Source organism: Martinezella sp. CNPSo 3890, assembly GCF_057784455.1.
In genome coordinates this window covers 12,831-35,334 of record NZ_JBXSOR010000010.1, presented here as the reverse complement: position 1 = coordinate 35,334, position 22,504 = coordinate 12,831, and the positions used below count along the sequence as shown (strand labels likewise).

The window sequence follows — 22,504 nt, the reverse complement described above, 5'->3', positions numbered from 1 at the left end:
TTGGATTTCAAGGAGAAACAGAGCAGATATGGCCATCCCCAGAGCCGCCAGGACGCAGCGCCGCACCCGTATCCAGGAAGAGAAAGAGGAAATCATATTGGAAGCCGCTCTGGACGTATTTTCCGTCAGCGGTTTCCGCGGTTCGACCATCGATCAGATCGCCGAAGTTGCCGGCATGTCAAAGCCCAATCTGCTCTACTATTTCCGCACCAAGGAGGCGATGCATCGGGCCTTGATCGACCGGGTGCTGTTTACCTGGCTGGAGCCGCTGCGCGCCTTCGATGCTAATGGTAACCCCGAAAGCGAGATCCGCTCCTATATCCGCCGCAAGCTCGAGATGGCGCGCGATTTCCCGCGCGAAAGCCGGCTTTTTGCCAATGAAATGCTGCAGGGCGCGCCGCATGTTGAGGACGAGCTGCGTGGGCCGCTGAAGGCGCTCGTGGACGAGAAGGCCGAGGTCATTCGCGCATGGGCAAAAGCCGGCAAGATCGCCAAATGCGATCCCTATCACCTGATCTTTTCGATCTGGTCGACCACACAGCATTATGCGGATTTCGACGTACAAGTGCGCGCGGTGCTTGGCGACGAGCATTCGGGCGAGGGACGTTTCGAGGATGCTGCCCGCTATCTGGAACAGCTTTTCGTCGACGGGCTTCGGATTCGTCAGGGCTGAGCCGCGGCTCGATCCTTCGGGGGATTGCGCCTAAAATAATAGGCGACCGCAGCAAGCTGCGGTCGCCTTTTGAATGATTGCGGACTTTACCGTTATTCCGCCGCCTGACGCGCCATCGGATTGTTCGGATGGGTCGTCCAGTTGGCGTAGTTCGGGTCGACGACCTTGCCGGTGCGCTTGTCGAGGCTGCCGGCCGGCAGTTCTTCCATGGTGATGCAGTTCTCGACCGGGCAGACGTTGACGCACAGATTGCAGCCGACGCATTCCTCTTCCATCACCTCGAAGCGCCTGACGCCATCGACCATTTTGGTGATCGCCTGATGCGAGGTGTCCTCGCAGGCGATGTGACAGCGGCCGCACTTGATGCAGGCATCCTGGTCGATCTTCGCTTTGGCGATGTAGTTGAGGTTCAGATACTGCCAGTCGGAGACATTCGGCACGGCGCGGGCGATAACATCGTCCAGAGTACGATGTCCCTTCTCGTCCATCCAGTCGGAAAGGCCGGTAATCATCTCCTCGACGATCTTGAAGCCATAGGTCATGGCTGCCGTGCAGACCTGCACGTTGCCGGCGCCGAGCGCGAGGAATTCCGCTGCATCGCGCCAGGTGGTGATGCCGCCGATGCCCGATATCGGCAGGCCATAGGTTTCAGGATCGCGGGCTATCTCGGCCACCATGTTGAGCGCGATCGGCTTCACCGCCGGGCCGCAATAGCCGCCATGGCTGCCTTTGCCGCCGACAGTCGGGTTCGGAGCGAAATTGTCGAGATCCACCGAGACGATCGAGTTGATCGTATTGATCAGCGACACGGCATCGGTGCCGCCGGCCTTGGCGGCGCGGGCAGGTTTGCGGATATCGGTGATATTGGGCGTCAGCTTGGTGATGACGGGCATGCGCGTGTACTGCTTGCACCAGCGCACGACCATTTCGATATATTCCGGCACTTGTCCGACTGCGGAACCCATGCCGCGCTCGGACATGCCGTGTGGACAGCCGAAGTTGAGTTCGATGCCGTCGGCTTCCGTTTCCTCGACCAGCGGCAGGATCGCCTTCCAGGCATCCTCGACGCAGGGGACCATGATCGAGGCGATCAACGCGCGATCCGGCCAGTTCTTCTTCACCTGCTTCATTTCGCGCAGGTTAGTGTAGAGGTCGCGGTCGGTGATCAGTTCGATATTGTTGAGGCCGAGCAGACGTCGGTCGGCACCCCAGATCGCGCCGTAGCGCGGGCCGTTGACGTTGACGACTGGTGGACCTTCTTCACCGAGCGTCTTCCAGACGACGCCGCCCCAGCCCGCCTTGAAGGCGCGCTCGACGTTATAGGCCTTGTCGGTCGGCGGCGCGGAGGCCAGCCAGAACGGGTTCGGAGACTTGATGCCAACGAAATTATTGCGGAGATCAGCCATATCGGTTCTCCTTTCAGGCGACTGCAGCGGCCGGCGTGGCGGCAGCGAGCGCACGGTTGATGGATTCGGCCGCATCGCGACCCTGTGCCACGGCCGAAACCGTCAAGTCATCGCCGCCAAGCACGCAGTCGCCGCCGGCCCATACGCCTTCGATCGAGGTCCGGCCTTCGCCATCGATGGCGATACGGCCGGATTCCATGCGCAGCGCGCCGAGGCCTGAGGCTTCGAACGTCTGGCCGATCGCCTTGAAGATCTGGTCGGCAGCAATGACGCCGACATCGCCGGTGCCAACGAGCTTGCCGTCGCGCAGTTCGGTATATTCGACCTCGATGCCGGCGACCTTGCCGTCCTTGTCGAGGATGCGCTTCGGGGCGAGCCAATGGCGGATAATGATGCCCTTGGAGGTGGCCAGATCCTGCTCGAATTCCGAGGCGTTCATGTGCTCCTTGCCACGGCGATAACAGATCGTCACCTCTTCGGCGCCGAGCAGTTTTGCCTGCACGGCTGCGTCGATCGCGGTCATGCCACCGCCGAGAACGACGACGCGGCGGCCGATGGCGATATCGGCCTTGTTGCTGGCCTGGCGCAGTTCGGCGATGTAGGCGACGGCATCAGCTACGCCCTCGAGATCCTCGCCTTCGGCGCGCAGCGCGTTGACGCTGGCAAGGCCGAGGCCGAGGAAGACGGCGTCATATTGCTGAGAGAGGTCGGAAAGGCTGAAATCGCGGCCGAGCGCCTGGCCGTTCTTCACCTCGATACCGCCGATGGCGAGCACGTAATCGACTTCCTTTTGCGCGAAGTCGTCGACGGCCTTATAGGTTGCGATGCCATATTCATTCAGGCCGCCGGCCTTCTCGCGGGCATCGAAGATGGTAACGTCATGACCCTTGACCGCAAGACGGTGTGCGCAGGCAAGACCGGCCGGACCGGCGCCGATGACGGCGATCTTCTTGCCGGTGGATTCGGCGCGCGTATAGAACTGCTTGTTCTCAGCCATCGCCGTATCGGTTGCATAGCGCTGCAGACGACCAATCTCGACCGGGCGCTCTTCGGCAGTGTTGCGCACGCAAGCCTGCTCGCAGAGCTGTTCGGTGGGACAGACGCGGGCGCACATGCCGCCGAGGATGTTCTGATCGAAAATCGTCTTGGCCGAGCCGATGGGATTGCCCGTCGAGATCTGGCGGATGAACATTGGAATGTCGATGGAGGTGGGACAGGCCGTCATGCACGGCGCGTCGTAGCAGAAATAGCAGCGGTCGGATGCGACCAGCGCCTCATGCTTGGTGAGGCGCGGGTGAAGATCGGAAAAGTTTGCATCATATTCGGCGGGCGTGAGCCTGCCTTTATGAATCCCAGTTTCCAGTCGTCCCATTGAAGTTCCCTCTTATAGTAAACGGCTAGTACTGGAACGGTAACTCAGCTTAAAAAATTTATCAAACGGTAAAATTTTGATCGCAAAGCGTGCCTCGATACGCCTTCCTGTGGGAGAACGAGAACGTTTTCGATCACTGGAGCTTTTATCTTAAAGATATGATTTAAATAGTTTTTCTTCTTTTCTGCAGGCTGTTCGGAAAGATTTGAGGCAAGACAATGACTGCGAGCGCCTGTCTGCAATTGGAGGGACGCCATGTCAGAGGCTGTGCTGAAATGTAAAAAGTTGATGAATTTTTTTGGATCTGGGTGGAACCAAGGCTTTGCAGCATCGTTATGTCGATGTCCTGATGATGATCGCATCTCCTGATGCACGCCCAATACGTCTCAGGACTCTACTCACGGTCCCCTCCCGATGAGTGCAAAGCAGCCAGTGCGCCGCCCTCGCACTGGCTGTTTTATTGTGCTCCCGCTGGCCGCTAGCGGCGTCTTAGGATTTCATATTCAGTTTCGGGAATGGTGAGCCGATAGCCGATGCTGCCGTCGTCAATGGCGAAGTCTGCGCGGCCATTCATGGACGTCGGCACGACGCGTTCAAGCACCGTGCGGCTGAAGCTATTGTCCTCGAATTCATGGTCAGCGGGCGCGTAGAAACGCTCAGACCAGGCGACCTCAATCGCCTTCTTGCCGTCGAGCTCGGCTTCCTTGCAATTCAACGTGATGCTGGTGGCGCCGGTCGAGATGGCGCCATGCGAGGCGGAATTGACGATGAGCTCGTGCAGAGCAAGCCCCAGATGCACGGCGGCATTGGGCGTCAGATGTGCGTTGATGCCGTAGATCGGCATGGGCACGCCCGCATCGGGCCAATAGGGGGCGAACTGCTTTTCCGCCAGTTCGAACAAATATGCACCGCGCCAGCTGGAATCCGTGATGAGATCCTGCGAATTCGACAGGGATTGCAGACGGCCGCGGAATTTGATGAGGAAATTGTCGACGGAAAGCGTGTGGCGGGCGGTCTGCGTGGCGATACCCTGAATGATGGCGAGCAGGTTCTTGGAGCGATGCGACAGTTCGCGCAGCAGCGACTTCAGTACTTTTTCGCGGTGGCGGCTCTCGGTGATTTCGGAGATGACAGACAGCACGCCTTGCGGCTTGCGCCCGCCGATGCGTTCCATTTTGAGCTCGTAAATCCGTGCGCCGTCGCCGCTGGCGATCTCAACCTCGGCGGTTGCTGGCTTGCCGCTTTCGAGCACGCCCCGTTTCAAACGCAAGAGGTGCTCGCCATCCTTTTCTCCAAAGAGATGCGAGTCATTGCCGCCCATGACGACAGACGACTGCAGATGGTCCGGCAGATTGTCGGCATAACGGATCGAAAGATTTACATCCTGGAACAGGATGGACACACTGGCGCTCGCAAGCGCCCGCTCCATCAGAGCGGCTTTGCCTTCCAAGCTCAAAGGCGCGCCGGGTAATGGTTCAGACGTATTCACCGGCTTGCCTTTCACACGCATTTCGAGAACCCCGCCGATAGGGCATTCTCACTCGTAACAACTTGAACCGACCTATAGAATCGCCCCGGATAACAGTCGGTAAACCGGCCGTTTCGAACCCAAACGCCCGGTTATGGTCTTTGTTCCGCCATGGGGTTTTCACTTGGATCAGGCGGCCACCTTTGTGGTTTCGTTAAAGAAGAGTGCCTGGCTGATGAGGGCCTTCACCATGTCTGGATTGAAAGGCTTAGTCACGAGGAAGGTCGGCTCCGGCCGCTCGCCGGTCAGCAGCCGCTCGGGGAAAGCCGTGATGAAGATGACCGGGATGCTGGCGGTCTTGAGGATGTCGTTGACTGCATCGATGCCCGAACTGCCGTCGGCGAGCTGGATGTCGGCAAGCACCATGCTCGGCTTCGTCGCATTATAAAGAGCGACGGCTTCGGCGTGGGTGCGGGCAATGCCGGTGACGCGGTGTCCGAGGCTCTCCACCATCTGCTCGATGTCCATTGCGATCAGCGGCTCATCCTCGATGATCATGATATCCGTTGCCACCTGGCGCGAGATTTCCTGGGAGGCGGTATCGAGCAGGTGCATGGCATCGCTTTCAGAGACATCGAGAATATCGGCGATCTCGCCGAGGCGGAAACTTTCGACAGATGCGAGCAGGAAAGCCTGACGCGCAAGTGGCGAGACCTTGGAAAGGTTTACGGATGCGCGCTGTTCCCAGGCGAAAGGTGAGGCCGGTTCAGGAATCTGAAGTGTCACGGAACCGAACAGCTTCGTGAACAGTTTATAGAGTGCGACGCGGTCGCTGTCGGTGTCCGGAAAGATGGATATGTCGGCGATGATGGCTTCCAAAACCGCAGCAACATAGGCGTCCCCCGACGTCTGTGTTCCGGTCAAAGCACGTGAATAACGCCGCAAATACGGAAGATGCGGCGCAATGCGTGTGGAAAGTGTCATCAATGGCTCCCGCCTTTATCAAATTCTAATTAAATACAGCCCGGAGGCCGCAATGACTAACAAACGTCAGTTGAGTAAAAAAGTTCCTCTTTGTCGGAACTTTTTTTAGGCAGTCGCATTACAATGCTTACAATCGGACGACCTCAACCTTTACGATTCGTTAGGCAACTGTTTTGAATGAGGTCAACCGCTCTCCCAAACGGGGAGGCAAGGGCGCGCCTTATCCATGAACGCGAGACAATTGAGAAGCGAGCAGGCCAAATGACCATCCAGAATCATGAGGACGCAGATAAGAAGGCATCGGACCTGCGTGCGATGGATATCCTCGACCCCAACAATCAGATCGGCAACCGGCTCCGTTCGTTCTATTCCGCCATGCAGGACGAAGCCATTCCTGATCGCTTCCTGGATCTTTTGGAGAAGCTCGATCAAGCCGAACGCTTGGCCTCCGCAAAGGTCTCCGAATAGGAGGTGGCGCCATGGAAACGCAAACGAGCTTCAAGCGCGAACTTCTCGCCGCCCTCCCGAGCCTCCGAGCCTTTGCCATTTCTCTGACCGGCCGCCACGATCGAGCCGACGATCTTGTTCAGGACACGATCATGAAGGCCTGGGCGAAGCAGGACCATTTCGAGATGGGCACCAATATGAAGGCCTGGCTCTTCACCATCCTGCGCAACGAGCTCTACAGCCAGATGCGCAAGAGCGGCCGTGAAGTGCAGGACAGCGACGGCGTATTCACCGAATCGATGGCGACGCATCCCTCGCAATATGGCGCCGTCGACCTGCAGGATTTCCGCAAGGCATTGGACCAGCTGCCGCCCGATCAGCGCGAAGCCATCATCCTGGTGGGCGCATCCGGATTTTCCTATGAGGAGGCAGCCGAGATTTGCGGCTGCGCAGTCGGCACCATCAAGAGCCGCGTCAACCGCGCGCGCCAGCGGCTGCAGGAATTGTTGGATATTTCCGGTGAGGCCGATTTCGGCCCGGATGCCACATCGGCGCCGCTTACCTCCAAGGCATTCGCCTTCTGACAAAAGCCCGGTCCTCTGAACTGACCCCTGAAGGTTGCGTCCAACTTTCGGGGGTCAGTTTACTCCGACCGGGCTTTTCATTTAACAATCCGTGCAGCTTCTCTTTTTTCAGTCGCGGCACTTCCGCGCGTCACGTCCCAGCGGCTCAATCGTCTTCGTCGCTCGATGAAAACAGGTTGCCGAGGAGGAGGGCAGCAGCAACGGCGGCGGTCATCAGCGGCTGCTTGCGTACGAGGCCGACGACAGCGGCTGCCATCGATTCCATTGCCAGTCGGCGTTCGCGGACTCTGCGCTGTTCCTGCTTGTCGATGATTGCCATGATGACGAGCACGATCAGGCCAAGCAAGAGCGCGCCTGCCGCTATCAGCAGCGCCGAAACCGCAGCACCGTAGATCGTCGCAAGCCAGATGGCAGCCGCGATCAGGGCGAAGGCATAGGCCGTCAGCAGCAGGAGGACGGCAATGGCAATGAAAATACCGTTGCGCTTGGTCCGCGCAACGGTACGGTTGAACGTGCCCGACAGAAGTAGGCCGAGGATCGGAGCGATCATCCCGCCACCCTAGCGGCGAGACAAAAGCAGGGCGACGGCAAGGCCGAAGGCGGCAGCCGCACCGATGGTGGCGACGGGATGCTGGCGTACAGTTCTGCGCACTTCACGCGAGCCCCTTGCATAGCCGCGCTGCAAATCGTGCAGCAATTCTTCACCGCGGACCGCGAGATCATCAAGTCCCGACTCGGCATTTGCGCGCCATTTCTTGCTTTGCTTTGCGCCATTCTCGCCGATCAGCTTAGCAAAGGCCGCAACTTCTTCGCGGAGCGAGTCGATCTGTTCTTCGATGGTTGCTTCGACATCATGCAGGCTGCTGCCATTGCGCTTGCCGCGCGTCGAATGGAGGAAGGATGTGGCCATGTTCAGCTCCCTTTCGCTTTGGGCGCCCCTTGGGGCACCTGTTTTCGTGATGATCGGAATTTTCCGACACACCAGAACATTCCACGCTCGGAACATCGATTCCGACCGCGTCATCTCAACGCGCGGATGCAACAAAAAGTTCCGGATGTGCGGGCGTCAGTCGACCAGTGCGCTGTGGGCGAGAACGAAGGGAGCACCGTCGGAGGGAACGCGGTTGACGCGCAGGTTGCAACCGAAGACATGCTGCAGGTGCTGGTCCGTCAACACGTCCTTGATCGATCCCGTGGCCTGCAGCCGACCGTTCTTGAGCAGGACCATCCGGTCGGCAAAAAGCGCGGTCAGGTTGAGATCGTGCATGACGGCGATGACGCCGCCGCCACGCCGGCAGAATTGCCGTGCAAGCGTCATGATGGTGAGCTGATGGCTGATGTCGAGGCTGGAAACAGGTTCGTCGAGCAGCAGCCAGCAAGGCTTGCCGTCAACGATGGGCTCGGAAATCTGGCAGAGCACGCGCGCGAGCTGGACACGCTGCTGTTCGCCGCCGGAAAGCTCCTGATAGAAGCGGCCTTCGAAGCCGCCGAGATCGACGGCGGCAAGCGCCTCCGTCGCGATACGATCGGCTTGCTCCGGATGGCTATTGCGGCCGCTGGTCAGGCCCATGCGCACGATCTCGCGGATGGTGAAGGGGAAGGATATCGAGCTTGCTTGGGGCAGGACGCCGCGCATTTCAGCAAGCTGCCATGGCTCCAGGGTCTTGATTTCAACACCGTTCATATGGATGCCGCCGCTATAGGCGAGCTCGCCGGAGATGGCTTTCATCGTCGTGGTTTTGCCGGAGCCGTTCGGCCCGCAAATGGCGGTCAGCGTGCCGGCCTCGGCCGTGAAGGATATATCCTGCACGACCGGTTTGCCGGCAAGCCGGATGCTCAAATTGGAGACATCGATCATCGCGAACTCACAGGTTGAGACGCGAGCGCTGCCTGAGCAGCATCCACAGGAAGAAGGGACCGCCAACGCCAGCTGTCAGAATGCCGATCGGCAGCTCGGCCGGAGAAACGATGGTGCGGGCGACCACATCGGCAGCGACCAGCAACGAGCCGCCCAGCAGTGCCGAAGCCGGCAGCAGGAAACGATGGTCGGGGCCGATGACGATGCGCAGGATATGCGGGACGACGATGCCGACAAAGCCGATGCCGCCACTGACAGCGACGGAGGCGCCGACCGCCGCAGCGACGCTGACGATGGCGATACTCTTCAGCCGCTGCACCGATATCCCCATGTGGAAAGCGGCCGCCTCGCCGAGCGTCAGCGCATTCAGCCCGCGCGCCATGAAGGGAAGGGGCAGAAGCGAAAGGACGATGATCGGGCCGGCACCTGCGACCTTGCTCCAGGTCGAGCCCGCCACCGATCCCATGCTCCAGAAGGTCAGGTCGCGCAACTGCCGGTCGTCGGCCATGTAGATGAGGATTCCCGTTGCCGCCAGCGCCAGCGAACCGAGCGCGATGCCGGCCAGCAGCATGGTCGCGATGGAGGTCTGCCCGTACCGGGTTGCGACTTTATAAAGCAATATCGTCGTTGCCAGACCGCTGATGAAGGCGGCGATGGGAAGAGCGAAGACGCCGAGGATATGCGCAACCGGGGCAAGCACGCCGCCGCCGAGGACGATCATGGCAACCGCACCGAGGCTGGAACCGGCAGATACGCCGATCAGGCCGGGATCGGCCAGCGGATTGCGGAAAAGGCCCTGCATGACAGCACCCGAAACCGCCAGCCCACCGCCGATCAGGAAGCCGAGGACGGCGCGAGGCAGGCGGATCTCGAAAATGACGATGCGGTCGCGGATGCTAAGCGTGCTTTCCGTGCTGCCGGTCAGTATACCCGTTACGACATCGATGACCGAAGCATTCGATGCGCCTGTCGTGATCGAAAACAGAAAGGCCGCTGCCGAAATCACCAAGAGGCTGGCGACAACGAAGATTGCAAGCGTGCTGCGATCTCCCTCGCGTCGGCGTGCCGGGTTTTGCGACATCTGCTTCAGTCCGGCCATGGCATCGTTGAATGCCACGTCAGCCTCCGTAGATCGCCGCGTTCAGCTCGCGAATGGCGCTGGCCGTCCGTGGTCCGAAGCCGAGCAGATGCAGGCCGTCCATGCGCACGATCGCCTTGTGGCTCGCGGCCGGCGTCAGCGAAATGGCCGGCTGCTTCAGGAGGTCCTCGTTCGACATCGACAGCGGCCCCTCGCGATCCATGATCAGGATCACGTCCGGCTTGGCTTCGATGATGGCTTCATCCGTCACCGATTTGTAGCCGGAGAAGCCGCTGATCGCGTTGGTTGCGCCGGTAAGCTTGATGATGCCGTCGGCGGCCGTATTGGTGCCCGAGGCCATGATCTTGCCGTTCTGGTTGCTGAGCACGAAAAGGACGCGCTTGCGCTCGGCCTCCGGGCGCTTGGTTGAATCATTGATGGCCGCATCGAGATCGGCGGCGACCTTGGCTTCCAGGGCCTTGGCCTTGTCCGGCACGCCAAGCAGCGCGCCGACGACTTCGATCTTCTTCAGGATGCCGTCGCGATCGTAGTGTTGCGGCACGGTCTCGAAGGGCAGGCTGGCATTGCGCAACACGGCCAGTGCTTCCGGCGGGCCGGAGCCTTCGACGGCAATGATGGCGGTCGGATTGACGGCCAGAATGCCTTCCGGCGACAGCGCGCGCATATAGCCGACATCGGGAAGCTTGGTCGCTTCCTTCGGATAAAGGCTGGTGGAATCGCGGGCGATGAGCCGCTTTTCCTCGCCGAGCGCATAGACGATCTCTGTCACATCGCCGCCTATGGAGACGAGGCGCGAGGTATCCGGCGTCTTGGCCGTTTCGGTGGCGTGCGCGTGGCGCACGAAACTGCCAAGGCCCGCGATCGGGTTGGCCGGCACGAGCGGTAGGGCCATTACCATCACGGTCAGAGCGACTTCCCACGGCCTGATTCGCTTCAAGTTCTTGAACATCGTCATGACCATCCTCATGCGGCAACGCTGCTGCCTGATCTCGCCAGGCTCTCCAGGATGGCGCGCCAATCGGGGCGCTCATCGAAGCCTTCTTTCCGCTTGCCGAAGAACTGGATAATCATCTCGCCTTGGGTGTTGTAGGCTTCGAGCGAGGTGACATGGCCGTCCTTGGTGGGCTTGCGCACGACCCATGCCTCGGCGATGTGATCCAGCCGCAGGTGCAGATGGAAGGTTGGGTCCATGACATTGATCCAGGGACCCATGGTCTGCACGTTGTAGATCGGGCCGGAGTGGATCTGCACCGTTCCTTCATTGGCGACGAAGCACATGATCGGCAGGCCTTCGCGCACGCAGGCATGCATCATTTCCGCGACGGCACCCGCATCCAGTTTCCACGCATAATCGTCGCCGACGGTGCGGATCGCATCCTGGCGGCCGATTTTCAGCTTCTTCAGCATGCCGAAGAATTCGTGCGTATCGGTCATGCGGCTCCAATGGTCGCGCAGCTCGTCGCGGCTGACGTCGCCATCGGTTGCGCCATTGTCATAGCCGGAACGGTCTTCGATAAATTCCTGTGACTGGTCTTCGATGCGCAGCTCGGCGACCATGGCGTGATAGGCCTCGACATTCGATTCTGGGCGCAGATGCACCTTGTGGACGGCATCGCCGGCCTTGTCGAAGAACTGCAGGCTGAACCTCTTCTGATCGCCATCGGTCTTGGTGACGGCAAAGCCATGAACCCAGCGCTTCGGAAAGATGCGCAGGTCGATATTCTCGCCAAGCACGATCGCCGCCTGCGCGCCGAATTTCATGTTCTCATAGACGCCGATCTTCTCGTGCACGGCGCTTTCGTTGCGCGACAGCGCCATGATTTCGCCGAGCGAGGCGATCCGCTCCAGGAAGCGATCGACGCTGGCATCGATGCGGATGGCCGAAATGCCGACCTCGGCGGCCACGAGCGCCGCTTCGGAAATATCGAGGCGGGCAGCGATGTCGCGCTCGCGCATCTTCGGGTTCTCGGCGCGGAAAGCGCGAATTTCGGCAGGGATCGGGCGAGTCGTCTTATTCATCTGTCATGCCTATTTGTTGAGTATCAACTTGCCTTGGCGCGTAATCTTCATGCGGTAGATGACGCCCTCGTGCTTGATCATGATTTCGGTCTGGCCCCGGAAAATATCCGTGCTCTCGACAATTCTTACCTGCGGTGCGGCCGTGCACTGCACCGGCGGCGTAGGGGTCTTCTCAGCAATCATCCTGTTTAGTTTTGCCTGAAAATTCATCGGGGGCCGAACCGTCGTGCGGCCAAATTTATCTTGACTCTCATACTCATGGTTTCATAAAGACGCAATAGGAGACTGGCAAAGTCAAGTTTAAAAATTTCGACGCTACACGCTAAGGCCTTTGGTCGAGCGAACACGCGTCAAACATATTCAGGAGAGATGTCGATGCTGACGAAAACCATCTTGGCGTTCGCTGCTGCGAGTGTGTTCGCCGCGGCATCTTCCGCTCCTGCTTTCGCCCAGGATGCGACAGCGGCGGCGCCTGCTTCAACGGCGTCTCATAAGCTTAATGTCGAGTTGAATGCGCTGGCTCCTTCGCAGAAGGGATGCATGATGACCTTTGTTGCCGAAAACGACATGGCGACCCCGATCAACAAGATCTCCTTCGAGCTCGCTTTCTTCAACGACAAAAATGCCGTCGACCGGGTTACCGTGCTTGATTTCCGCGACCTGCCGCTCGGCAAGAAGCGAGTGCGGCAATTCGACATGCCGGGCGTCAAGTGCGAAACGGTCTCCCGCATCATCATCAATGACACGCCGGTCTGTGATGGTCCGGCGGCCGGCGAATGCAAGGCCGCCCTAATCACGCGCTCGCAGACATCTGTTCCTTTCGAAGGCTGAAGCCATGGCGATGCGCTCGGCGAAAGTTTCCATAGCACGCCGCGCGGATGGCGGCATGAATGACAACTATCCGAGCGTGCTGCCCGGCCATGAATTGGCGGGCCTCGAGGGCGTGCCGCGACAGCCGGCTGCCGAAGCCGTGGCGCATTACAGCCGTTTCACGCAGATCAGTTCCTATCCGGAGCATCCGAGCGAGGCTGCCCCGGTTGAGATGGCGGAGCATCTGCCGATCGACGCGCTGCCTGAGAGGACGCGAGAAACAGTTGCCGGGCGCAAGACGTCGCTGGTCTTCTCCGGCGTGGGATCCTGCCTGTTTCATGCCGTTATCGTTGTCGTGCTGCTGTTTACCTTTGTCGCCACACCCGAGGACGCGCAGGAAGAGGCGGGCGATACCGTCAGCGTCATCATGATCGGCAATTCCGATGCCGATCAGATGGCTACGGGCGAGGAAAATCCGCAGTCGGAGCCGGAGCAGGTGGCTGCGGAGGCCGTGCAGCCGCAGATGGTGCAGCCGACTGAAATGGCGCCGGAACAGACGCAGCCGCTGCAGCCTGACGTCGTCCAGCCGCAGACAGAGGAAACGCAACAGGCGCAAGCAGCCGAGCCCGTTGAGCCCGTGGAGCAGGCCCAGCCAATGGCAGTCGCATCCGAGCAGCCGCAGATTTTGGCGACGCAGGTACCGGCCGAGACGACGGTCATCCAGCCCGTCGAACCGGTGCAGCCCGTTGATAGCCAGATTGCCGAAGCTCAGCCGACAGAGCCTCCGCCCGAGGTTGTGACGCCGTTGGAGAAGCCGAAGCCAGTTGAGCGGCCGAAGGAAATGAAGAAGCCTGTCGCAAAGGTCGCGAAGGTGAAGTCTGGATCTCGCGGTGAGAGCGAGCAGGATTCCAAGCGCGGGTCCGCCGATGGCACCGAGGCAGCGCAGGCCGATACCAATTCACAGGCAAATGCTCGTCGGACCGGTGCGGGTAGTGCCGCTAGATCTGATTATGCGGGCAAAATACAGACCTGCATCAGGCGCGCAGTTCGAGGCATTTCTGCCAAAGGTAACAATACGACAGTGGTAATGCGATTTAGGGTCGACGCATCCGGTCGCGTGTTGTCTCCTGCAATTTCAAGCAGTTCGGGTAGTCCGGACATCGATCAGGCAGTCCTCGCTGCGCTGCGGCACGTGGGGTCATGCTCTCCCATTCCAAGCGAATTAGGTCTTTCGAGCATGCCATTTACCATTCCGTTCGTGATACGCCGATGATTGGTTTTAAATATGATAAAAATTCTCAACTTTATACTTTACTCCAAAACTCATGTTTACTAAGGTCGCCTCACGCTTGGTGGAATCGAGCGTGGAAGAGCAACCAGCAAACGGGTGATGTATGGCGCGTAAGGGGAAGAGGGATTCTGGCCGTGAGACGCAGACAACGGCGCAGGTTTCCGGGAAATCCACTCTCGATGGGCGCAGCTTCCTCTATGTGGGCGGCCGTGATTGCCAGGTGGCGCATCTTCGCCAGATCGCCAGCAATTTCGGTGCCGAACTGATCCACCATGATGGCGGCCTGCGCGAGGCGGTCTCGCGTATCGATACCGTGCTGCCGTCGGTCGACTGTGTGTTCTGCCCGATCGATTGCATCAGCCATGATGCCTGCCTGCGGGTGAAGACGGGCTGTAAGAAGTTTGGCAAGGCCTTCATTCCCTTGCGCAACGGCAGCAAATCCAGCCTCGAGCGGGCGTTGCAGACCATGAAAGAACGAGACGCATCAAGATGATCGATAACGGCCCTGACGGGTTTATGCTGATCGGCCTCCATAAGCTGGCCGCACAGAACGGCGATGGGTTGGTGCCCGAACTTTATGAATTGCTGATGCGCCGCGCCGAGGAACAACGGCGGGCCGCCAATGTCGCGACATTTCCAGCCTGGAGGACGCGGCAGCCGGGAGAGGCGCCGGAGCAGCCGCTCCATGAAGCAAGCCGCGATGGCGCAAATGTCGTTGCCTTTGCGCCTGCCGTAGATAAGACTGTTGCCCATCGCAAGAAGGTCTGATTGTCGAACGAGGTTGCCATGTACATCGCCATGAACCGCTTCAAGGTCGTCATCGGTTTGGAGGGCGAATTCGAAGAGGTCTGGAGAGGCCGCGATTCTCGCCTATCGGAAGTGCCTGGTTTTCTCGAGTTCCGTCTCCTGCGCGGGAAATCGAGCTTGGAGGAGGGCTATACGCTATTTTCCTCGCACACGACCTGGCATAGCGAAGAAGCTTTCATCAACTGGACGAAATCCGAGCATTTTCGGATGGCGCATCGCAATGCGGCCGATAACAAGCGCCTCTATTGGGGGCCGCCGCAATTCGAAGGCTTCGCTGTCGTTCCGGGGATTTGAGACAGCGTCACCTACCTCGGTAAAATAGCTTCTTTCAGGCCTTGGTCGCACCGGTTCTGAAGAAAGCGCCGAGCGCTATCGCCGCCCAGCCGGCGATCATGCCCATTCCGCCCGTCGGAGCGGCCATCGGAAACAGCGAGCTGCCGCCGAAATGCCTGTTGATGAGATCACCGGCGAAGATCAGGGTTCCCAATCCCAGCAGGACAGCCGCAATCGGTGCGGTGCGGATACGGTCATAGCCGGCATAAAGCGCCAGGAGGGCAGGGGCGTGGGCAAGGCTCATGGTGGAGGCCGCGCCGAGGAAATGCGTGTCGCCGCCATGAGTCGCTGCTGCGGCCAGCGCCACGCCGCCGCCACCGAGGATGCCGGCGATAAACAGGGTGGCCGGACGGATTATGGCGCCGATGCTCATGTTTTCCTCATTCCCTGTTCTGCATATGGAAGGCTAGACGCTCGACGGGCTCCCATATGATCGCCCGCAGTTTTTCGTTTTTGATGGTTTCATCCATGGCGCGGCGGAAGCATAGCAGCCATTCATCGCGCTCTTTCGGGCCGATGGCGGCAACGAAGTGCCGGCTGCGCAGGCGAGGATGCCCGCGCTTCTCGATATAGAGCTGCGGCCCGCCGAGATAGCCGGTCAGATATTCGTAGAATTTCTCTTGCGAGCCTTCGAGGCTCGGCGGATGCACGGCACGGCAATTGGCGGCCTCCGGCAGTGTATCCATCAGTTCGTAAAACCGTGACGTCAGCGCCCGCACCGCGCGGTCACCGCCGATCGCTTCGTAAAGTGTGATGGTTTCTTCGCTCAAGCCCAGGCCCCTGTTTGCGATGTCCTAGATGGCAACTCAGAGACGCTGCCGCAACTGTGGAAGCGGTCGGTGCGGCGTTTCGGCGCTGGTTATTTTACTGTTGTCAGCTGGAACGCGTCGCTTTCGCCGGGAATGAGTTCGAGCGGCCACACCGTCTGGCGTGCCTTCCCGGGGTATTCCTGACTATAGGCGGGCATGCCGGAAAGCAGGATTTCCGCGAGCTCGACGCCAAGATCGTGCACCGAGGTGCGAAAGCAGGTCAGCGCCGGCTGCAGGAATTTGGCGCGGGGCGCCTCGCGGAAGCTGACGACGGCAATGTCGCGGCCCGGAACGATGCCGGCTTCCATGAGGCGACGATAGAGGCCGATCGCCATCAATTCGTAGATCAGGATCACTGCGGTCGGCCTGTCTTGCAGCTTCAGCAGTTCGTCGCCAACCTGGTAACCGCCCTGTTCGCTCGATTTGGCGCGAAGGACCAGCGCAGGGTCATAAGCGATGCCGTGCCGCTCCAGCGCCCGGCGATAGCCTTCCGCGAAGATGAAGCCAAGATTGATCTCGCTTGCCGGCGCGCTGATAGCGATGCGACGATGCCCGTGCGCCACCAGCCGGTCGACGGCGGCATTGGCGACGCCGGCAAAATCGAGGTCGGCCCAGGCATGCTGCGCGCCGGAAAGACTGCGGCCAAGCGCTGCAAACGGGATCTTTGCCTTGGCGAGCAAGTCGAAGCGCTTGTCGACACGCTGCGTCTCCGAAATGATCATCGCATCGGCAATACGCCGCGCCACCATGCGCTTCAGATATTCATAAGGGTCTTCGTCATGCGGGCAGGGGAGCATGATCAAATCGAGATTGTGTCGCGAGAAGACGCTCTGCAACCCGCCCGTCACGGTCAGAAAGAAATTGTCGCTGTTCTCGACCGTTTCCCTGCTGGACTGGATCATCAGGCCGATGACATTTGTTGTGCCCTGTCGCAGGCTGCGCCCCGATTGATTGGCGACATAACCCAGTTGCTCAGCGGCGGCGAGAACGCGCTTGCGGGTTTCCTCGTTGACATCGGGCTTGCCGTTCAATGCGCGTGATACTGTGCCGATCGAAATATCGAGATGCTCGGCAAGCTGACGAATTCCCTTCATCGGCCGCAGTTTTCCTCCATGCGCCATTTTCCAGAGTCCTCCTCTATTGACACAGGAAAATCTTTTCGCATAGTATCGTAAACGTTTACGGAGCGCGTGTCATGAGGGGTAATGCACGGCCCGCAGGAGGACATCGTGAAATTTAATGCCATTTTGTGCGGGTGCGGAGCTATGTCCAAGGGCTGGCTCAGGGCTATCACCTCGACGCCGGAGCTTGCCGAATCCATTCAGATTGTCGGTCTGGTCGATCTCAATCGGGCAACCGCCGAAAGCCTTGCGAAAGAATTCTCTCTCGACGGTGCCGTCATCGGCTCCGATCTCGCCGAGGTCATTGCTGCGACCAAGGCGGATCTGGTCTTTGATATCGTTATTCCGGCTGCGCGTTTCGGCGTGGTTTCGACAGCGTTGAAGGCCGGCTGCCATGTGTTGAGCGAAAAGCCGATGGCGACGTCGCTTGCCGAGGGTGCAGCGCTGATCGATCTCGCCGCCAAAGCTGGCAAGGTCCATGCCATCATCCAGAACCGCCGCTTCATCTCCGGCATCCGTCGCATGCGACGCTTTGTGGAGGAGGGGGCGATCGGCGCGCTGACGGGCGTTCATTGCGATTTCTTCCTGGGTCCGCATTTCGGCGGTTTCCGCGAGGAAATGGACAACGTACTGCTGCTCGATATGGCGATCCATACCTTCGATGCCGCCCGCTTCGTCTCAGGTAAGGTGCCACTCTCAGTCTATTGCATCGAAAAGAATCCGGTGGGCTCCTGGTACAAACATGGCGCCTCGGCGCATGCGCTCTTCGATTTTTCCGATGATGTCGTCTTCAGCTATCGCGGTTCCTGGTGCGCCGAGGGCCGGCGTACGAGCTGGGAGAGCCAATGGCGGCTCACCGGCAGCAAGGGCATGCTGACCTGGGACGGCGAAGAGAATTTCGAGGCCGCTGTCGCCGGCAACGAGCCGGGTCTGTTGCACGGCTTCACGCCGATCGAGGTTCCCGGCCCGAAGCATGAGGAGGAGACGCATGGCCATGCCAGCGTTATCGCCTCCTTCATCGAAGCGATCAAAACGGGCAAGCCGCCGGAAACGGCGAGCTCTGACAACATTCGCAGCCTCGCCATGGTCTTAGGCGCGATCGAGAGCGCCAAGACTGGCCGCCGCGTCGACATTTCAGCACAAGGACAATGACATCATGACAAATCCGGCAAAGGCCATCCGCATCGGCACGATGATCAGGGCGACGAACGAGGATGCCGCCCAGAATATCGCCAAGATCGCCGATCTCGGCTTCGAGAGTTTCGAGCCCTTCTTCTGGCAGACGACTAACGGCCAGAACCTTGCGGAACTCGGCAAGCGTTGCCGCGAGGCCATCGGCGACCGCGACATCACGATCTCGACTCTCGGCATGTTCGGCAATCCGCTCGAAGAACGCGAGATGGACCTGCAGACTCTCCAGGGCTGGAAGGATTGCATCGACAATGCCCATCATTTTGGCGCGACCTGCGTTGCCGGCTTCACCGGCCGTATTCGCAATCAGCCGCTCACCGACAGCCTGCCGCGCTATAAGCAGATCTGGAGCGAGCTTGCCAAGCGTGCCGCCGACAAGGGCATCAAGATTGCCTTCGAAAACTGCGCCATGGACGGCAACTGGGCGACCGGCGATTGGAACATCGCGCATAATCCGGATGCTTGGGAACTGATGTTCAACGAGACTCCGGACGACAATCTCGGCCTGGAATGGGAGCCTTGCCATCAGATGGTCTATCTGATCGAGCCGCTGCCGCAGATCCGCAAATGGGCGAAAAAGATTTTCCACGTCCATGGCAAGGACGCGACGATCCGTTGGGATGTCATCAAGGAACACGGCATCTTCGGCAAGGAGAAGTTCGTCTTCATGCGCACGCCGGGCTTTGGTGACAGCAACTGGACCGACATTATTTCCGAGCTTCGCTTGGCCGGCTGGTCCGGCTCCATCGATATCGAGGGCTGGCATGACCCGGTTTATCGCGATGCGCTCGAAATGACTGGCCAGGTTCACGGCCTGAACTATCTCAAGAGAAGCCGGGGTGGTGATTTCGTCGAGTAAAGCGCGCATTTGCGAATCTGCATCGATTTAGGAGGCGAGTTGTGCGTTAATGAAGTGCCCGGAGCGTCTGATGTTTCGGGCAGGACGGGTACCCAAACGGAGGAACTGCCGAGCGTCCGCTCCTTGTCCCATGTGACAGGCGGGCGCTTGGTGCAGATAAGAGGAAAACGCCGATGGCAGCGCGGGCCATGTCATCGGACAGATACCGTCACGGTTCGCATGGTGGAGGAGAATATATGAATATTTTTTCGAAGCTGGCGATCACAGCCGGCATGTCGCTTCTGTTGGCTGCCGGTGTAGCGCAAGCCCAGAGCAAGACATTTAACGTCTGGTGGTTCGAACTGCCGGATACTTCGCAGGCCAAGGCATGGACCAAGGCGCTCGAAGAGCTGAAAGCCAAGCATCCCGACGTCACGATCAATTTCGAACAGAAGACATTCGAGCAATTGCAGAAGGCTGGCAGCCTCATCCTCAATTCGGATCAGGCGCCGGATGTGCTTGAATACAACAAGGGTAATGCCACCGCAGGTCTCGTTGCCTCACAGGGGCTGCTGACGCCGCTCGACGATCAATTCAAATCGCGCGGCTGGGACAAGATCCTCAATGAAACCAATAGCCAGCTCAGCAAATACGACGGCAACGGCATCTACGGTTCCGGTCCGATTATCGGCATCCCCGTCTATGGCGAATTCGTTTCGGTTTTCTACAATATCGACCTGTTCCAGGCCAACGGCGTGAAAGTGCCGACCACGCTGGACGAGTTCGAAGCTGCGCTGGACACTTTCAAGAAGAAGGGCATTACGCCGCTTGCCTATGGTACAGTGGATTCCAACGCACAGCATCTCGTCTATACGCTTGCTCTGACGCAGGCTGACGACACCTGGGTCAAGAACTATCAGGGGCTCAAGGCACCGCTCGATACCAAACCCTTCCTGTTTGCTGCTCAGAAGATCGCCGACTGGGTGAGCAAGGGTTACATTTCGAAGGATTCGACCGGCCTCAAGGGTACCGGCGGCGCCGACAATCTCTTCTCGTCCGGCACAGCTCCGATGTTTGTCAGCGGCACCTGGAACAACGGCAATTTCGCGAGCTCGATCAAGACCTTCAAGTGGAGCCAGTTCATCTTCCCGACTCCGAAGTACAGCGTGGGTTCGACTGGTAACCTGTTCATGGTGCCGAAGAGCGCCAAGAACAAGGATCTTTCCTACGAGTTCATCGATCTGGTCCTGAGCAAGGAAAACCAGAACATGCAGGCCAATCTCGGTGGCGTTGCCATTGCCGCCGATCCGGCCTCGGTTACCGATGAGGTCGGCAAGCGCAATGTCGAGCTCTTCAACCAGATCTCCAGCAAGGGCGGTCTTGGCTTCTACCCGGACTGGCCGGTGCCCGGCTATTACGAACTGCTCATCCAGGCTACGACCGGTCTGGTCAACGGTTCGACCACGCCTGATCAGTTCGTGGCGCGCCTGAAGAAGGCCTATGACGACGTGCAGGCAGCGCAGTAACACCATCGGCGACAATCACAACGGCAAGACGGCTTTCCTGCCGCCTTGCCGTATCGGACTGGAGGATTTCGATGGATAAGTCGAAGAGCGCCGGCAGGGCGGGGTACTATCTCTATATGATCCCCGGCGTGCTGGGGTTTGTTCTTATCGTGCTTGTACCGCTGATTGCCAATTTCGCGATCAGCTTCACCACGTGGAAGGGCGGCGTCATCCCGCCGCGTTATGTCGGTCTGGAAAACTATGCCAGGCTGCTTCAGGATACCGCTTTCTGGGGCTCCATCCAGCATACGCTTCTGTTCATCATCTCGATGACGATCGTGCCCATCCTTTTGGGGCTGCTGCTGGCGGCAGTGCTGTTTGATTATATCAGTGCGCAATTCGGCGAGACATGGTCGAGCTTCTTTCGGGCAGGCTTCTACCTGCCGCAGATCCTGCCGCTCACCGCTGCCGGCGTGTTGTGGGCCTGGATTCTCAACCCCATCGGCATCATCAATGCCGTGCTGAAGGCGATGGGCCTCGATTTCATGGCGAAGAACTGGCTGGGGGATGCAAGCTATGCGCTCTGGGCGGTTTCGGCCGTCATCGTCTGGGTCCAGGTCGGCTATTGCCTTGTCGTGTTCATGTCCGGATTGGCACGCGTCGATCCTTCGCTCTACGAGGCCGCCGAGCTCGACAATGCGAGCTGGTTCGCGCGTTTCCGCGCCATCACCATCCCGATGCTGATGCCAGAAATTTTCGTCGTCGCGCTGACGACGCTGATTGCGGCGCTAAAGGTCTTCGCACCGATCTATGTTCTGACGTCAGGTGGGCCGGATAATGCGACGACGGTTCCATCCTATCTGTCATATTACCATTTCTTCACGACGAACCGCGTCGGATACGCGGCAGCCATCGCGACGTTGCAGACGGTCATGACCATCATACTCGGCATCGTTTTCCTGCGTATGCAGTCGAAGCAGGCCGAAGGAGGGCATTGAGATGGCAACGGCATCCTCGATTTCCACACACATCGCTTCGACGGATCATCGCGTAAGAAGGGGCTTCGGCCGCTGGGTCGTTCTGGGCATCCTGCTGGTTTTCCTGGCGGGTACCCTCTTTCCGTTCTTTCTTGCGGCAGTCAACGCCATCAAGACGCCCTCCGACTATGCCGCCAATGGTCCGCTTGCTCTTCCGCACAGCTTCGATCTGACGGCACTCAAGAATTTCTGGGCGACCGTCGATTTCCCCCGGAAGCTCTTCAACAGCGTTCTCATCAGCGGATGCACCGCCATTCTGGCCGTCGTCCTTAGTCTGCTGAATGCCTATGCCATCGGCATAGGGCGCGTACGAGGCGGGCAAGGGGTTCTCGTCCTGCTGCTGATTTCAATCATGGCGCCGCAGGAGGCATTGGTCTATCCGCTTTACTATATGTCAAAGCAGGTCGGACTGTTCGACTCGATGCTCTCGGTTATCCTGATCATCGGCGTGCTGCATACCGCATTCGGAACCTATCTTCTGTCTTCGGTGCTGGCGACCTTCCCGCGGGAGATCATCGAGGCGGCGCAGATCGACAATGCCAGCCGCTGGCAGATCCTCTGGATGGTGATCGTGCCGGTGCTCAGGCCGACGCTTGCAGTGCTTGCGACCTTCTTCTTCATCTGGACTTGGAACGAGTTTCTGATCCCGCTGGTATTCCTCGTTTCCAATAACAACCAGACGGTCTCCGTCGCCATGGGCGTGCTGTCGGGCGCCAATACGCAGGACCCGACGGCAATTGCCGCGGCTTCACTGCTCGGCATAACACCTACGATCATCTTCTTCCTGATTTTCCAGCGGACCCTGACGCGCGGTGTCGCGGTAGGTGCCGTCAAATAACCAATGCGGAAGCC

At 59.3% G+C, this 22,504-nt stretch carries 27 protein-coding genes; 13 read left to right on the top strand and 14 right to left on the bottom strand.

Annotation, left to right across the window (positions count from 1 at the left end):
• Positions 1 to 28: 28 nt before the first annotated feature.
• Positions 29 to 673 (top strand): TetR family transcriptional regulator C-terminal domain-containing protein, encoded by a 645-nt coding sequence (locus tag AC13RC_RS21695; protein WP_113330229.1) that lies wholly within the window; start codon positions 29 to 31, stop codon positions 671 to 673.
• Positions 674 to 765: 92 nt separating this feature from the next.
• Here AC13RC_RS21695 and preA read toward each other — a convergent pair whose 3' ends face one another.
• From preA to AC13RC_RS21675, 4 genes are all read right to left on the bottom strand, one after another.
• Positions 766 to 2,079 (bottom strand): NAD-dependent dihydropyrimidine dehydrogenase subunit PreA, encoded by a 1,314-nt coding sequence (gene preA, locus AC13RC_RS21690; protein WP_488558371.1) that lies wholly within the window; start codon positions 2,077 to 2,079, stop codon positions 766 to 768.
• Between the two features lie 13 nt (positions 2,080 to 2,092).
• Complete coding sequence (locus tag AC13RC_RS21685) at positions 2,093 to 3,451, bottom strand: NAD(P)-dependent oxidoreductase (RefSeq protein WP_488558370.1); 1,359 nt, start codon at positions 3,449 to 3,451, stop codon at positions 2,093 to 2,095.
• A gap of 478 nt (positions 3,452 to 3,929) precedes the next feature.
• Positions 3,930 to 4,961 carry a sensor histidine kinase gene (locus AC13RC_RS21680; RefSeq protein WP_113395452.1) on the bottom strand — a complete coding sequence of 344 codons (1,032 nt, stop codon included), beginning with the start codon at positions 4,959 to 4,961 and terminating at the stop codon, positions 3,930 to 3,932.
• Positions 4,962 to 5,108: 147 nt separating this feature from the next.
• Positions 5,109 to 5,903: a response regulator gene (locus AC13RC_RS21675; RefSeq protein WP_069611680.1), complete on the bottom strand. Its 795-nt coding sequence runs from the start codon at positions 5,901 to 5,903 to the stop codon at positions 5,109 to 5,111.
• 261 nt (positions 5,904 to 6,164) lie between these two features.
• Here AC13RC_RS21675 and AC13RC_RS21670 point away from each other — a divergent pair, with 261 nt between their 5' ends.
• Both AC13RC_RS21670 and AC13RC_RS21665 read left to right on the top strand, forming a co-directional pair.
• Positions 6,165 to 6,371 carry a NepR family anti-sigma factor gene (locus AC13RC_RS21670; RefSeq protein WP_113395451.1) on the top strand — a complete coding sequence of 69 codons (207 nt, stop codon included), beginning with the start codon at positions 6,165 to 6,167 and terminating at the stop codon, positions 6,369 to 6,371.
• Positions 6,372 to 6,382: 11 nt separating this feature from the next.
• Positions 6,383 to 6,934 carry an RNA polymerase sigma factor gene (locus tag AC13RC_RS21665; protein ID WP_004107036.1) on the top strand — a complete coding sequence of 184 codons (552 nt, stop codon included), beginning with the start codon at positions 6,383 to 6,385 and terminating at the stop codon, positions 6,932 to 6,934.
• Positions 6,935 to 7,079: 145 nt separating this feature from the next.
• Here AC13RC_RS21665 and AC13RC_RS21660 read toward each other — a convergent pair whose 3' ends face one another.
• From AC13RC_RS21660 to hemP, 7 genes are all read right to left on the bottom strand, one after another.
• Complete coding sequence (locus AC13RC_RS21660) at positions 7,080 to 7,484, bottom strand: hypothetical protein (RefSeq protein ID WP_113330224.1); 405 nt, start codon at positions 7,482 to 7,484, stop codon at positions 7,080 to 7,082.
• Between the two features lie 9 nt (positions 7,485 to 7,493).
• Positions 7,494 to 7,844 carry a glycine zipper domain-containing protein gene (locus AC13RC_RS21655; protein WP_113330223.1) on the bottom strand — a complete coding sequence of 117 codons (351 nt, stop codon included), beginning with the start codon at positions 7,842 to 7,844 and terminating at the stop codon, positions 7,494 to 7,496.
• A 156-nt stretch (positions 7,845 to 8,000) separates the two neighbouring features.
• Positions 8,001 to 8,792, bottom strand: a complete 792-nt coding sequence (locus AC13RC_RS21650; RefSeq protein WP_488558369.1) for a heme ABC transporter ATP-binding protein — start codon at positions 8,790 to 8,792, stop codon at positions 8,001 to 8,003.
• 7 nt (positions 8,793 to 8,799) lie between these two features.
• Positions 8,800 to 9,891, bottom strand: a complete 1,092-nt coding sequence (locus AC13RC_RS21645) for a FecCD family ABC transporter permease (protein WP_488558465.1) — start codon at positions 9,889 to 9,891, stop codon at positions 8,800 to 8,802.
• Between the two features lie 19 nt (positions 9,892 to 9,910).
• On the bottom strand, positions 9,911 to 10,846 hold the full coding sequence (locus tag AC13RC_RS21640; protein ID WP_488558368.1) for a heme/hemin ABC transporter substrate-binding protein: 936 nt from the start codon (positions 10,844 to 10,846) through the stop codon (positions 9,911 to 9,913).
• 8 nt (positions 10,847 to 10,854) lie between these two features.
• Entirely contained in the window at positions 10,855 to 11,910 is a 1,056-nt protein-coding gene (locus AC13RC_RS21635) for a hemin-degrading factor (protein WP_488558367.1), read from the bottom strand.
• 9 nt (positions 11,911 to 11,919) lie between these two features.
• The gene (gene hemP, locus AC13RC_RS21630; protein ID WP_047629363.1) at positions 11,920 to 12,093 is read right to left on the bottom strand and encodes a hemin uptake protein HemP; all 174 of its coding nucleotides are present in this window, start codon (positions 12,091 to 12,093) and stop codon (positions 11,920 to 11,922) included.
• A gap of 192 nt (positions 12,094 to 12,285) precedes the next feature.
• Between hemP and AC13RC_RS21625 the strand changes: the two genes are divergently transcribed.
• The 5 genes from AC13RC_RS21625 to hmuQ all read left to right on the top strand — a co-directional run bounded on the left by AC13RC_RS21625 (position 12,286) and on the right by hmuQ (position 15,112).
• Positions 12,286 to 12,741: a hypothetical protein gene (locus AC13RC_RS21625; protein ID WP_488558366.1), complete on the top strand. Its 456-nt coding sequence runs from the start codon at positions 12,286 to 12,288 to the stop codon at positions 12,739 to 12,741.
• A 55-nt stretch (positions 12,742 to 12,796) separates the two neighbouring features.
• On the top strand, positions 12,797 to 13,993 hold the full coding sequence (locus AC13RC_RS21620) for a TonB family protein (RefSeq protein ID WP_488558365.1): 1,197 nt from the start codon (positions 12,797 to 12,799) through the stop codon (positions 13,991 to 13,993).
• A gap of 121 nt (positions 13,994 to 14,114) precedes the next feature.
• Entirely contained in the window at positions 14,115 to 14,504 is a 390-nt protein-coding gene (locus AC13RC_RS21615; protein ID WP_488558364.1) for a DUF2325 domain-containing protein, read from the top strand.
• Positions 14,501 to 14,779: a hypothetical protein gene (locus AC13RC_RS21610; protein ID WP_113330216.1), complete on the top strand. Its 279-nt coding sequence runs from the start codon at positions 14,501 to 14,503 to the stop codon at positions 14,777 to 14,779. Before AC13RC_RS21615 ends, AC13RC_RS21610 begins: the two co-directional genes overlap by 4 nt.
• An 18-nt stretch (positions 14,780 to 14,797) precedes the next feature.
• The gene (gene hmuQ / locus AC13RC_RS21605; RefSeq protein ID WP_113395443.1) at positions 14,798 to 15,112 is read left to right on the top strand and encodes a heme-degrading protein HmuQ; all 315 of its coding nucleotides are present in this window, start codon (positions 14,798 to 14,800) and stop codon (positions 15,110 to 15,112) included.
• Between the two features lie 34 nt (positions 15,113 to 15,146).
• Here hmuQ and AC13RC_RS21600 read toward each other — a convergent pair whose 3' ends face one another.
• From AC13RC_RS21600 to AC13RC_RS21590, 3 genes are all read right to left on the bottom strand, one after another.
• Entirely contained in the window at positions 15,147 to 15,524 is a 378-nt protein-coding gene (locus tag AC13RC_RS21600; protein WP_113351720.1) for a DUF423 domain-containing protein, read from the bottom strand.
• Between the two features lie 7 nt (positions 15,525 to 15,531).
• Positions 15,532 to 15,921, bottom strand: a complete 390-nt coding sequence (locus AC13RC_RS21595) for a group II truncated hemoglobin (RefSeq protein ID WP_113351721.1) — start codon at positions 15,919 to 15,921, stop codon at positions 15,532 to 15,534.
• A gap of 89 nt (positions 15,922 to 16,010) precedes the next feature.
• Positions 16,011 to 17,054 carry a substrate-binding domain-containing protein gene (locus AC13RC_RS21590; RefSeq protein WP_488558363.1) on the bottom strand — a complete coding sequence of 348 codons (1,044 nt, stop codon included), beginning with the start codon at positions 17,052 to 17,054 and terminating at the stop codon, positions 16,011 to 16,013.
• Between the two features lie 135 nt (positions 17,055 to 17,189).
• Here AC13RC_RS21590 and AC13RC_RS21585 point away from each other — a divergent pair, with 135 nt between their 5' ends.
• The 5 genes from AC13RC_RS21585 (at position 17,190) to AC13RC_RS21565 (ending at position 22,490) form a co-directional block, all read left to right on the top strand.
• Complete coding sequence (locus tag AC13RC_RS21585; RefSeq protein WP_488558362.1) at positions 17,190 to 18,233, top strand: Gfo/Idh/MocA family protein; 1,044 nt, start codon at positions 17,190 to 17,192, stop codon at positions 18,231 to 18,233.
• Between the two features lie 4 nt (positions 18,234 to 18,237).
• Entirely contained in the window at positions 18,238 to 19,131 is an 894-nt protein-coding gene (locus AC13RC_RS21580) for a sugar phosphate isomerase/epimerase family protein (RefSeq protein ID WP_285201973.1), read from the top strand.
• A gap of 236 nt (positions 19,132 to 19,367) precedes the next feature.
• Positions 19,368 to 20,636 (top strand): ABC transporter substrate-binding protein, encoded by a 1,269-nt coding sequence (locus tag AC13RC_RS21575; RefSeq protein WP_488558361.1) that lies wholly within the window; start codon positions 19,368 to 19,370, stop codon positions 20,634 to 20,636.
• Between the two features lie 71 nt (positions 20,637 to 20,707).
• Positions 20,708 to 21,613, top strand: coding sequence for a carbohydrate ABC transporter permease (locus AC13RC_RS21570; protein WP_113330209.1), 906 nt, complete (start codon positions 20,708 to 20,710; stop codon positions 21,611 to 21,613).
• Between the two features lies 1 nt (position 21,614).
• The gene (locus AC13RC_RS21565; RefSeq protein WP_113395439.1) at positions 21,615 to 22,490 is read left to right on the top strand and encodes a carbohydrate ABC transporter permease; all 876 of its coding nucleotides are present in this window, start codon (positions 21,615 to 21,617) and stop codon (positions 22,488 to 22,490) included.
• The last annotated feature ends 14 nt before the right edge of the window (positions 22,491 to 22,504 follow it).